Here is an 11925-nt window from a genome sequence, read left to right on the forward strand (position 1 = left end):
CCCCTAACGTCGGCGGTAACGTTCATTTTGATGAACGGTGGTGGTGGCGGTGGCCTACCCGGACGTCGTCGTGGTCGGCGGTGGCGTCGTTGGCGCCGCGTGCGCCGAAGCGTTGACCCGGCACGGGGTACGGGTCAGAGTCTGCGATCGAGGCGCCCCGGCCGCCGCCACCACCGGTAGCGGCGAGGGCAACCTCCTGGTCTCCGACAAGGAACCCGGGCCGGAGCTGAACTTGGCCCGCGCCTCGTGCCGCCGCTGGCCGCGACTCCTCGCCGAACTGGTGGACGAGATCGGCCCGAGCCTGGCGGATGCGGAGTGGGAGCCCAAGGGCGGCCTGGTTGTCGCCACCGACGAGACCGCGGCGGCTCCGTTGCTGGCGTTGGCCGAACGGCAGCGGGTGGCCGGCGTCGAGGCCGTCGTGACCACGGACGTTCGCGGGCTCGAACCGCATCTCGCTCCCAGCGTCGCCGCTGCTGTTCATTATCCCGAAGACGCGCAGCTTCAACCCGTTCTCGCCACGAGCGCGTTGCTCGCCGCCGTACGGCGCCGGGGAAGTGAGGTGTGCGCCGGCGTGGAGGTTCTCGGCGTTCACCGAGGTTCGCGGGTCACGAGCGTGCGTACGAAGAACGGTGACCTGCCGTGCGGCGCCGTGGTCAACGCTTGTGGACCCTGGTCGGGCCGGTTCGCCGAGATCGCCGGTTCCTCCCTCCCCGTCGAACCGCGGCGCGGCCTTGTCCTCGTGACGGCTCCCCTACCGCCACAGACGGTCCGGCACAAGGTCTACGACGCGGACTACGTGGGAACTGTGGCGAGCGGGTCGGCCGACCTCGTGACCTCGGCGGTGGTGGAGTCGACCCGGTCCGGCACCGTACTCGTTGGCTCGAGCCGGCAACGAGTGGGCTTCCACGAGTCGATAGAGGTTCGCGTGCTCCGTGCCCTGGCGCGCAAGGCTCTTGCGCTCTTTCCGGTACTCCGCGGTGTGCCGGCGATGCGTGCCTATGGCGGTTTTCGTCCCTATACCCCCGACCATCTCCCGGTCATCGGTGCGGACCCAGCGGTTCCAGGGCTGTGGCACGCGACGGGGCACGAGGGCGCCGGCATCGGTCTCGCGCCGGCGACAGGGCAGCTCGTCGCCGAGCTGATGACCGGAGCCGAGCCCCACGTGGATCCCGCACCGTTCCGGGTGGACCGCCCTGCCCTGCAAGGGAGGGCCCTGGAATGCGCGTGATCGTCGACGGCCAGGCCGTGACCGCGGAGCGCGGACAGACCGTCGCTGCGGTCCTGATGGGGCACGGGCGGACGAGTTGGCGGATCACGCGCCACGGTGGACGGCCGCGGGGGCTCTTCTGCGGTATCGGGGTGTGTTTCGACTGCCTCGTCATCGTGAACGGCATTCCCGATGTCCGGGCCTGCCAGCGGGTCGTCGTCGACGGCGATGACATCCGCACCCAGTACGGAGCCGAGTTACCCGAGGCAGGCACATGACCGTGCTGGTGGTTGGTGCAGGACCCGCTGGGATTCATGCTGCCTCGTCCGCGGCCGGGGTAGGGGCGGATGTGGTGCTGGTGGACTCCGCATCGCGCCCCGGTGGCCAGTACCACCGCCAACCATCGGACGCGCCACGCACCGGGGCGCTCGCAGTCGTCGATCACCCTCGCGTGAAGTGGATGCCCGAGACGTGGGTCTGGGCCGTTGAACGCACCGATCAGGGCTTTCGGCTCCACGCACAGGTCGGTCCGGCCGATGCACCGGGCCGGCCATGCATCGCGCTGGACGGTGAGGCACTGGTTCTCGCCATGGGCGCTTACGACCGTGTGCTGCCCTTCCCAGGCTGGGATCTTCCTGGCGTGTACACCGCGGGAGCGGCTCAGGCCATGGCCAAGGGACAACGGGTGGCAGTCGGACGGAATGTCGTGGTCAGCGGTACGGGGCCGTTCCTGCTCCCGGTTGCCGAATCGCTGCTGGGCGTGGGGGCCCGTGTGCGTGGCGTCCTGGAGGCTGGCTCACCTGTTCGATGGGCGCTACAGCCCTGGTTGCTGCGAGGTTCGCTGGGCAAGATCGGCGAACTTGCGCACTATGCGAAGGTGCTGAGCACGGGAAAGGTTCCCTATCGCACGAGAAGCGCGGTGGTCGCGGCGCACGGTGCTGACCGAGTCGAGTCGGTGACGGTAGCGCGGCTCAACCATGACTGGACCGTGGCTTCCGGTAGCGAGCAGCAGGTCGAAGTCGACGCCGTCGCGGTCGGGTATGGGTTCACGCCACAGTTGGAGCTGGCCATCGCTCTGGGCTGCCGTATCCAGCGTGCTCTGGATGACAGCGATGTCGTGGTCGTCGGCCGTGATCAGGCCACCTCAGTACCCGGCGTGTTCGCTGCGGGAGAGATTACGGCCGTCGCCGGCGCCGACGCCGCGGCGGCCGAAGGGGTGCTCGCCGGGCTCAGCGCTGCGCAGTCCATTGGATCGTCCATAGTGGATAAGCAGGTGTCTCTTATCCGCAGGAAAGTACTTCGCAAGAGGGATTTCGCGCGTGCGCTGGCCGCCGTGCACCCGGTGCGGTCCGGCTGGCAAAGCTGGCTGGTGGACACCACGCTCGTCTGCCGGTGCGAGGAGGTTTCCCTTTCGGCGGTGCGGTCAGCCGTCGTCGAGCGGGGTGCCGCCGGGATGCGCGCACTGAAGCTGCTGTGCCGCGTCGGGCTCGGCCCCTGCCAAGGACGGATCTGTGGTCGGAACGTCGCCGAACTCACCGGGCTTCCCGACATCCCGAAGCGGCCGATCGCCTCGCCCATCAGGCTCGGTGATCTCGCTTCCGAACCTGACGGGAGCGGAGGATGACGGCGAACCATGTCGATCTGCGGGGGTGAACGTGACGCCTGCGCTGCCGTAGGCCGAGGATCTGGCCGCTGGTCGCCGTGCCGACCCCGACACCTACGACGCACGATGCTCGGTGCAACCAGGAGAAGGCCTTTGACCGGACCCGCACCCTCATGTCCGCGAATTCGGTCAGAGGAGGACCTGCAAGCCGCCAATAACGCGACCTACGGGTCGGTCACGGTGCCGTACGCGCCGGACCTCGACCAATAACTGTCCTATATGGATGATGTCGAGTCGGGCATGGTGAAGGTCAATATGCCCACCACCGGAGTGGACATCCACCTGCGTTCGGCGGGAAGAAGGTGCCCGGCCACGGGGATCGGATGCAGGGCAAGGCCGCCATGACCTGCTACCCCGCCTCTCGCACGGTCCAGTTCTCGACAGCCTGACCCGACGTGCTTGGCTAGCGAGGGGGAAGCGGCGGCGCCCGGCGCCGCGGGAGAAGAGGAGCGTACGCGATGGCAGGGCGACGACTGCCCAAGGTCACCGAGGCCAAGGGTTTCCGTGAGTACATCAAGCAGGGCTGGGGAGAGTCGGACCGGCGCGTCGACGTGCCCGCCGGGCTCGCCGAGGCGGCCGCCGCACACCGGGCCCGGCTCAGCGCCGCGTTCCCCGGCCGACGTATCGCCGTCGCCGCCGGGCGCGCGCCAGTGCGTTCGAACGACACCGACTACGAGTTCCGCGCCGACAGCGACTTCGTCTGGCTGACCGGATGCCAGGCCGAGGGCGCGGTACTGGTGATGCACCCGGCCGGCGACGGCCACGAGGCCGTGCTGTACCTGCGTCGCCCGGCCGGTCCGGCCGAGCCGGACTTCTTCGCCAACGCCCGCGACGGCGAGCTGTGGATCGGCGCTGTGCCCGGTTTGGCCGAGTGGTCGGCCGTCCTGGGGTTGCGGTGCCGGGAGATCGACGAGCTGCCCGCCGCGCTGCGCGGGCGGCTGCCCGCTGTGCTGGCCACCCGGGGCGTGGAACCCGTGCTCGACGCTGTGGTCGAGGGCGGCTCCGGGCAGGAGCTCCGGCGGGTGCTCGCCGAACTGCGGCGGATCAAGGACGAGTGGGAGATCGCCCAGCTCCGCGCCGCCGTGGACGCGACCGTGATCGGGTTCGCCGAGGTCGCCGCCGAGCTGCCGGCCGCGGTGCGAGGTGGCGGCGAGCGCTGGCTGCAGGGAACCTTCGACCGGCGGGCGCGTACCAGCGGGAACGGGCCCGGCTACGCCTCGATCGTGGCAGCCGGGCCGAACGCCCCGGTGCTGCACTGGACGCGGTGCGACGGGCCGGTCCCGGCCAACGGGCTGCTTCTCATCGACGCGGGCGTGGAGATGCGCACGCTCTACACCGCCGACGTCACCCGCACCTTTCCCGTCTCCGGCGAGTTCAGCCCGGCCCAGCGGCAGGTCTACGACCTCGTTCTGGCGTCCCACCTGGCGGCCATGGCCGAGGTGCGGCCGGGCAACGACTTCGCAGCCTTCCACCTCACCGTGTTCCGCGTCCTGGCCGAGGGCCTCCACGACTGGGGCCTGCTGCCGGTGTCGGTCGACGAGGCGTTGTCGGAGGACGGGCAGCAGCACCGTCGGTACATCGTGTGCGGGGTGGGACACTTCCTCGGACTCGACGTGCACGACTGCTCGGCCGCGCGCGACGACAAGTACCGCGCGGGCACCTTGGAGCCGGGGATGGCGTTGACCGTGGAGCCCGGGCTCTACTTCCACCCGCACGACCTGACCGTGCCGCCCGAGCTGCGCGGCATCGGCGTCCGGATCGAGGACGATCTGGTCGTTACCGAGGATGGTGCCGAGGTGCTGTCGGACGCCTTGCCGATCGAGGCAGAGGCTGTGGAGTGCTGGGTGCGTGAGCAGCAGCGTGGGTAGTGCGCTGCGTCCTTTGAGATGGGCGCGTGGCGGTCTTTCGTTTGGTGACGGCGGGATCGGGCTGCGGGCCGTTGTCGGTTCGCGGGTGGCCGGACGTGTGTGTCGCGCTACGCGGTTAGCCTGCGGTACCGGGGCCGATGCCGCCGACCTCCGCTCGACCCGAGATCCGTACGTCAGGCTCAGCTGCGAAGCCGTCCTCTTGGTCCCTGCCGACGGCGGAGTGGCGACATTGCTCCGGCGTCGGCGGGTATGCGCTCTCAGAGGGCTTCCCAATCTTGGCGCTCGCCGGGATGCCCGTGATCGCTTCGCGACTGTCGGCGATGGTGGGTGCCACGCGCGCGGCTCCTTCCCAATCTCACTGATGACAAGCAATTGCCGGTGATCTGCCAGTAGCGTCACGCACCCACGAGGGCTGCCAAGCCCTCGACGCCGAGCGTGCGCGGGCACCCGCCCGACGCGCTTGTCGAGAAACGTCAACAGTGCCGAACGGTGAGAGTCGATCTGCTCTGTTGTCGGGGACGTTGCAGAGCGCGCATCGCCGCTAGGTCTTGGAGGAGTTAGCCGCAGTCTGGGGTGAGGGAGCCGACGCGCCTACCGTCGAGCTCGTGGTTGCCGAAGCCGTCGACTTCCTGCTCGTCGCCAGCGAAGTGTGGCCGGTCGTTGAGACGGACGATGCAGCCGAAGTCGTTGGGGAGCGGGTTGCGCGCGGACCGTGGGAAGATCGGTGGCTCGATGTCGTCGAGCTCACGGAGATTGAATCCGTCCGTCGCGATGTGCGCGTCCTCGGCAAGGAGAACTCGTCCGGTCTGGTGCGGGCCTTCGAACAGGCAGAAGTAGCCCTCTTTGCAGCTCGGCACAGGGCTGCCGGCCGAGGCAGCCGGGGCGAAGGCTGGTGAGAGGCCCAGCATGGCGACAGTGGCGGCGACCAAGCGGGTTGCGCGGCGGGACAAGATGGCTCCTCCTGTTCGGGGTGCTGCGACGGACCACAACCGATTACACGACGCTATCGACTGGTCACCGATGCGTGCTAGCTCGTAGACCCGTCGCCAAGATCACAGCGAGGTGATCACACGCCGATCGACGGGGCATAAGCAACAGCACCCCTCCACACCCTGACGAGGGGTGTGGAGGGGCGCTGTTCACTGGCTGGGCTCCCGACCCCGGGGATAGCTTGGCGGAGTGGCGGAGCCGAGCAGGATGCGGGTGAGACAGTCGGGCAGGTGGGGCTCGATTACGCGCATGATCGGGTACACGGCGCCGACGACGATCGGGACGACGACCAGCTCGCCGGCGTTGCTCAGTGGCGTCACCAGCCACTCGGGGGCGCCGAGGGAGGCGAGATAGATCACAAGGGTTGTCCACAGGGTGGGGACAACGGTGCAGCCAGGCGACGAGACGGTCAGACATGGGGTGTTCTCCATCAACGGGATGGTCAGGATTTGGCCGGGAAAGATCAGGTTGGGGTTGGCGATGCCGTTTGCCGCGGCGATGGCCCGAGACGTGGTCCCGTACCGGGCCGCGATGCCCGAGAGCGTGTCGCCGGGGGCGTGGCCTCGTTGATGTCGCCAATGAAGACATCGATGTGGTGTGCCCTGACGCCGTCAGGCTCGATGTCGAGCCCTTGCTCGTCAAGCCACACAGTCCACCGGCGGGCCGTCCCGAGGTAGCCACGCTCCGTGTAGGGCGACAGTGCCTTGGATCTCATCGCCTTGCGTCACCGCTCGGTCAGCATGGCCCAGACGGCGCCCGTCGTGCTCGCGTTCCCCATGGTCACAACCTCGGCAATCGTGTGTCACTCGACCGCTGTGCTTGCCTGCGAGATCACGCGAGCACCCCGAACGACCAGGTGTTTTGCCTGGTCAGTGGCCCTTCGGGTACTCTCCTCGGCGGAGGATTCGCCTAGTGGCCTAGGGCGCACGATTGGAAATCGTGTTGGGGTTGATAGCCCCTCGCGGGTTCAAATCCCGCATCCTCCGCAGGCCAGAGGCCCTGGACGTGCGCCGCGTCCGGGGCCTCTGCCATAGGCGTCGTCTCAGTTCTCGTCTCAGTCGATCCCTTTACGCGGACACGAGAGCCCCGGCCGGGCCGTCGTCACCCTCGTCCGGGAACAGCTCCGCTAAGCGCCGACGCCATGCCTCCGGCAGCGTGTTCAGGAGCTGCCGAACCGCCTGGCGCTGCTCCGCCATGAGCTCCATGCCGTCGTCGGCTTCCTCATCCTGGTCCGGGGTGAGCCACATCAGGTCACCGACCTTCGCCGCGATCTCCTCGACCAGCTCATTCGGGATGTGCACGTAGCGCTGGAGCATGGCCGCTTCCGACCAACCCATGATGTCCATGATCGCCCGAGGCGGGACCTTCAGGACGAGGAGCATGGTTGCGGCCGTGTGCCGAGCGTCGTGTAGCCGAGCGTTCCGTACCTGAGCCTTGCGGAGCAGGTTCTTCCAGGACTCGTGATCAACGGTCGGGTGCACGGGCCGGCCGAAGCGGTTGGTGAAGATCCAGCCGCCTTCCTCCCACAGGTCTCCGGCGTGTCGGCGCTCCGCGTCCTGGCGTTCCCTGTGCTTCTCCAGCGCCTCGATCAGCGGGTGCGGAAGGCCCACCGTTCGCCGGCCGGCCCGGGACTTCACATCGGCTACGACGATGCCGCCGCTGTGCCGCTCCGGGCAGTTGGCGCCGTTCTTCCGGCCGCACGGTTTCGCTTCCGAACACCCGTGCTTCCACGGGTAGCAGTGGACAGCTCGGCGGATCGCCAAGGTGCCGCTGCCCCGTCGCACTGGGCATTCCTTGGGTGTCCGAAGCCGACGGCAGGGAGAGCCTTTCGGGCACCCGTGCCGCCACTTCACCGCGAGGTCCGACCAGCGCAATCCCAGCGCTTCACCTCGGCGCAGGCCGAGAGTCAGTGCCACAACGAACCGGACGCCGTTGCGCACCGACACTGCTGCGTCGAGAATCCGCCGGGCTTCCTCGACGGTGAACGGAATCACCTCCTCTTCCTCTACACGGGGCGGCTTCGCGATTGCCGCTGGGTTCTCGGTGATGTGCTTGCGCCGTACCGCCTCGTTCAGCGCGACGCGGATAGTGCGGTGCGCCAAGTGAACCGTCGCCGGCTTCAATCCAGGCTGGCGCTGCCGACAAACGTTGCCGGGACGCTTCCGGCACCGGTCGTTGTCCGGGCACCCGTGCCGCCAGTCCTGCAACCGTGCATAGAGACGTTCCAGGTGTTCCGGCTGGAGCTTGTCCAGCCGATGAGCGCCGACACCGGGAATGAGGTGCTTGTAAACGGATGCGCGGTAACCGGTCATCGTGTTGGGCCGAACCGATGGCGCAGCGATGTTCTCGACCCAGTGGTGAAGCCACTTCTCAACTGTCCACTTTCGGCCCGGCTTCCGGACACGTCCGCTGTCGCGCTGGCGTTCCAGTTCGCGAACGGCCTCGATCACTTCGCCTTCGGTCTTGCGCTGGACGTGTCGGCGGTCGGGTGTGCCGTCGTCGAGAGTGCCCATGGTGACCCGGCCGTGCCAGTAGCCGTCTTTGCCGAGGTAGATGCTGGATGCGCCGTTGGGTGCGCGGGTGCCTTCGGCGCGCTTGCGGCGTGGCATTTGGGTTTCCTCCTGGGGTTGCCGGGCACGTGTCGGCCCGGTTGTGGGTGTGCGGGAATCGCGGTCGGACAGCGATTGCGGACGTGTTCGACCGAGGGATGGGGTGCCCCCTCTTTTGCAGCGGGTTGGTGAGTGGCTACAAAAAGGGGGGCGGCGGCCTGCTAGGTGCTAGTGCCCTGGCCAGCGTGGGTGTGGAGGTGCTAGCGGGGCTGCTAGGTCTAGCGGGCCGTCCCGCTTGACCTAGCGCGGCTCGGGAGGCCGCCGGCAGGGCGTTTCTGGCGCTGTCGGGCGGTTGCGGGATGGGGTTTCTAGGCGCTAGGCCGCTGGTCGGGGCGGGGATCGGTGTCTAGAGCGGCCTCTAGGTCTAGAGGCTGGCGACTCTCGATCTAGAAGCGCGGTCCGGCCGTTTCGGTGTCCGTTCGGTGCCGGCCGGGTGCCGGGCACGCCCCGGTGGGAAGACGTTGCTGCCGGTGACTCTCCGTGTTGTGTCGCGGGGTGTGGTGGTCGGGGAGGGAGGCAGCCGGGACAGGGTCGGAGGCGCTCTGGGCGGGGTTCCAAGGGGTGTTCGCGGGAGCCTCCCTTGCTTCCCTCATGGCTATTTGGGCTGGTCAGGTAGGGGAATCGGGGCAGGGAGGCGCGGAGGGAAAACTCCCTCGATCCCTGCTGCCTCCCTGCCTGCTTCCCTGCCCCGTGCGGTTACGCGGCGTGGCGTTCGGTGAGGCTGCGGATGTAGGCGGTGAGTGCCTCGGCCGGGACGCGGCGCAGGCGGCCGATGCGCACCGAGGCGATCTCGCCGGACTTGATCAGGGCGAACATCGTGGTCCGGCCGATGTCCAGCCGTGCGGCGGCGTCCTCGACCGACAGCAGCAGCCGGGGCGCCCGGTCGTGGGTGGGCATGGGTTACTCCTCCTCCGATGGGTTCGGCGGGTCAGGCCGGGTCGGTCTCGGCGGCGCAGGGTTGGCACAGGCCGTAGGCGAGCAGGATCGGGCCGAGCGCGACCGTGCCGGGCAGGATGCGGCGGACGTGGCGGCGGCAGCGGTCGCAGGTGGCGTCCTCGACCGGGTCGGCCGCGAGCAGCCCTACGCAGGCCGAGCAGAGTAGGAGACCGGGCCGCCACAGCGCGGCGTGCGCGACCCGGGGTGCGGGTGCGAGGTGGGCGCAGCAGCGCACCCGCCGGGCGGCGAGAGCGGCCAGGAGGTCGGCGCAGCGGTCGCGTAGCCACGGGGGTAACGGGCCGGTGTCGAGCTGGGCGCCCCACTCGTGGGCGGCCTTGCGCAGCGCCTTCCGCGCCTGGTGGGTGGCGGCGGCGACCTGGTCGAACAGGGCGGTCGGGTCGGTAATCATGGGTCGTGTCCTCTCGGATCTGGTGCGAAGGATGCGAACTTGCGAACTAATGGCCTGACCTGCGATTTCGTGGTCGGGTTTAGTTCGCGGGGTGCGAAGGAAATCCGCCTGTTTGGTCGGGGCTGGGGATTTAGTTCGCACGCTGGGGAGAAAGTCCCCCAGCGTTTGCGCTGGTCAGGGTTTTGTTCGCTAGTTCGCTTCGTTCGCGTGGCTGGTGGCGGTGAAGATTTGGGTGGGGCGTCCTCGGCCGCTGGGCGAGGGACGCAGGGACCGGGTGATGCGGCCCGCTGCCAAGAGCCGTTCCAACAGGCCGTCGATCTCGGCAGCCTTCTTGTGTTTGTCGAAGCATTCGGTGGTGATGTCCGTGCGGGTGCGGCCGGCTTGGCCGGCGCGGGCGATGTAGCCGGCGATCTTGGTCAGCTCCGCGTCCGGGGCGAACACGGCACGCGCGGAGGCGATCGAGTAGCGGATCAGGGCGGCAGCGGCGCTCAGGTGCCGGTCGCTGATCTGGTCGCTGCCGTCGAGTGCGGCATGGATGCCGGCAATGCGGAGACAGTTGGGGGCGGTGCGGGAGATGAACTGCTCCACTGCCGGGCCGGTGCCCTCCCCCGGGTCGGTGCCGAACTCCACGTACAGGTGCCGCCAGGCGTCCGCGCCGCCAGCAGTGAAGCCGAGCGTGCCGATGCCGGCAGCGTGGCGGAGCCGGCCGGCCAGGCTCGCGCCGAGCTGGGCAACCGTGTCCGGGTCGGCGCCGAGGGCCAGCGGCAGGAACTTCGACCGGGCGACCAGCAGCGGCAGGAACCGGTTGTAGGTGCCGCCAGCCAGGTCCGCGGCCGACACCTTCGCCTTGAACTCCGCCGGGGTGATGTGGGCGGTGATGCCGATGTGTGACTCCGGCGCCACCCGGGCGGTGACGTTCATGGTCGACAGGTCTCCGCCTTCCCACGCGGCCCGCAGGGTGGCCGAGAGGCTGTTGCCCTCCCGCTTCATCCGGGCCATGACCGCGGCCCACTCGGGTTCGAACACCAGTAGCCGCCGGTCGCCGGGCGGCAGCCGGCGACGACGCGCAGCGTTCGCGCGGCCTTTCTTCTCCCAGCGGTTCTGGCAGGTGCTGGAACAGAACTCCTCCGAGGGCGAGTCGAGGTCGGTGCCGCACTGCTGACAGACGGGCACGAACAACTGGGCCAGGCCCTCACCGGAGGTCAGGCCGGAGCGGACGTTGCCGACCAGGAACTCCGGATCGGCCGCCGCCAACAGCCGGCGCGCACTCGACCAGGACGCGCCCTTACGCCCCGAGTTGGTGCGGCCCACGATCAGCGGCCACACCAACAACGGGTGCCGGTCATCCCCGGCCCGCACATGCGGACCCGGGCCGAGGTACACCCCGGCGGCACACAGCAGGGAAGCCAGCACGGCGACGGGGTCGGCCTCGGTGTGCTCGGCCACGACTCCGACCAGGCGGCCGAGGAAACAATCCAGCGCTGCCGTATCCAGTGCCGGCAGCTCGGCCCGCGCCCGAGCCACCTCGGCCGCCGCCCGACGCTCCGCCTCCCACAACGCCGCACTGCCGGCCGGCGACCGGCCGGTGCCGGTGTCGGCCTGCCGCAGCCTGTGTCCGCGGTCCTTTCGGCCAGCACCCTCGGGGGCAGTGCCGTTGCTGCCGGGTGCCGGGCTGCCGGGTGCCGGGCTGCCGGCGGCGGGTTCGCCCCGTTCATCGGGGGCGTAAGAGGCGGGTTCCGGGCTTTCGGCATCGGGGCTGCCGGCAGCCTGTTTGTGCTGTACTTCCGGGGAGTAACCCTGCCGGTACCCCCCGGCACCCGGGGCGGGTTCGTCCCGTTCAACCGGGGCGTCCGACCCGGGTCCGGGACTGCCGGCTGTTGGTACCGGGCGTAGGTGCCGGCCGGTCTGGGCCGGGTCGGTGGTGGGTTCGGGAACGGTCACGATGTGACTCCTCCCAGCGTTCGCAAGCGGTGTGAGTGGCCGGTGGGCTGCCGGGCTCGTGCCCGGGTCTGCGGGCCCGATGGCGTGCGGGAATGCGGGTGGCGGTACCCCCTCCGGCCCGGGCCAGGGGCGCAAAACGGCCGGGGCCGGAGGGGGGCTCGGTGCCGGCGGGTGCGTGGGGCGGCACCCCGGGGGTGCCGGGCGGGACAGGCCCGCCGGCACCGAGCGGTCGGGGGAGCTAGACCGGTGGCCGGGCCTGTGCCCGGGTCCGCTGCCGGGGGCGGGGTGCCGGCACACCGGGC

General features: G+C 69.5%; 10 protein-coding genes and 1 tRNA gene. 5 read left to right on the forward strand and 6 right to left on the reverse strand.

Translation table 11 applies throughout. The annotated features are described in order from the left end of the window. Positions 1 to 49: 49 nt before the first annotated feature. The 4 genes from IEY55_RS29300 to IEY55_RS29315 all read left to right on the forward strand — a co-directional run bounded on the left by IEY55_RS29300 (position 50) and on the right by IEY55_RS29315 (position 4738). Entirely contained in the window at positions 50 to 1228 is a 1179-nt protein-coding gene (locus IEY55_RS29300; RefSeq protein ID WP_189061820.1) for an NAD(P)/FAD-dependent oxidoreductase, read from the forward strand. After that, positions 1219 to 1485: a (2Fe-2S)-binding protein gene (locus IEY55_RS29305; protein WP_189061821.1), complete on the forward strand. Its 267-nt coding sequence runs from the start codon at positions 1219 to 1221 to the stop codon at positions 1483 to 1485. Before IEY55_RS29300 ends, IEY55_RS29305 begins: the two co-directional genes overlap by 10 nt. Further along, positions 1482 to 2831, forward strand: coding sequence for an FAD-dependent oxidoreductase (locus IEY55_RS29310; RefSeq protein ID WP_189061822.1), 1350 nt, complete (start codon positions 1482 to 1484; stop codon positions 2829 to 2831). The genes IEY55_RS29305 and IEY55_RS29310 overlap by 4 nt, the downstream gene beginning before the upstream one ends. Positions 2832 to 3328: 497 nt before the next feature. Then, positions 3329 to 4738, forward strand: coding sequence for an aminopeptidase P family protein (locus IEY55_RS29315; RefSeq protein WP_189061823.1), 1410 nt, complete (start codon positions 3329 to 3331; stop codon positions 4736 to 4738). Between the two features lie 557 nt (positions 4739 to 5295). On the opposite strand, the gene IEY55_RS29320 is transcribed toward IEY55_RS29315, so the two are convergent. After that, positions 5296 to 5688, reverse strand: a complete 393-nt coding sequence (locus IEY55_RS29320; protein ID WP_189061824.1) for a hypothetical protein — start codon at positions 5686 to 5688, stop codon at positions 5296 to 5298. A gap of 189 nt (positions 5689 to 5877) precedes the next feature. Then, complete coding sequence (locus tag IEY55_RS29325) at positions 5878 to 6159, reverse strand: hypothetical protein (RefSeq protein WP_229686876.1); 282 nt, start codon at positions 6157 to 6159, stop codon at positions 5878 to 5880. A 467-nt stretch (positions 6160 to 6626) separates the two neighbouring features. Here IEY55_RS29325 and IEY55_RS29335 point away from each other — a divergent pair. After that, positions 6627 to 6714: transfer RNA gene (locus IEY55_RS29335), tRNA-Ser, on the forward strand. A gap of 81 nt (positions 6715 to 6795) precedes the next feature. Here the strand turns inward: IEY55_RS29335 and IEY55_RS29340 are convergent. From IEY55_RS29340 to IEY55_RS29355, 4 genes are all read right to left on the reverse strand, one after another. Beyond that, complete coding sequence (locus IEY55_RS29340) at positions 6796 to 8337, reverse strand: tyrosine-type recombinase/integrase (protein ID WP_189061825.1); 1542 nt, start codon at positions 8335 to 8337, stop codon at positions 6796 to 6798. Between the two features lie 696 nt (positions 8338 to 9033). Then, positions 9034 to 9234, reverse strand: a complete 201-nt coding sequence (locus tag IEY55_RS29345; RefSeq protein WP_189061826.1) for a helix-turn-helix domain-containing protein — start codon at positions 9232 to 9234, stop codon at positions 9034 to 9036. A gap of 31 nt (positions 9235 to 9265) precedes the next feature. After that, a complete protein-coding gene (locus tag IEY55_RS29350) occupies positions 9266 to 9682 on the reverse strand; it encodes a hypothetical protein (protein WP_189061827.1) in 417 nt (138 codons plus the stop codon). A gap of 189 nt (positions 9683 to 9871) precedes the next feature. Next, positions 9872 to 11623, reverse strand: a complete 1752-nt coding sequence (locus IEY55_RS29355; RefSeq protein WP_229686877.1) for a DUF3987 domain-containing protein — start codon at positions 11621 to 11623, stop codon at positions 9872 to 9874. Positions 11624 to 11925 lie beyond the last annotated feature (302 nt).

The sequence above is a fragment of the Longimycelium tulufanense genome (genome assembly GCF_014645795.1).
Taxonomy (GTDB): Bacteria; Actinomycetota; Actinomycetes; order Mycobacteriales; family Pseudonocardiaceae; genus Longimycelium; species Longimycelium tulufanense.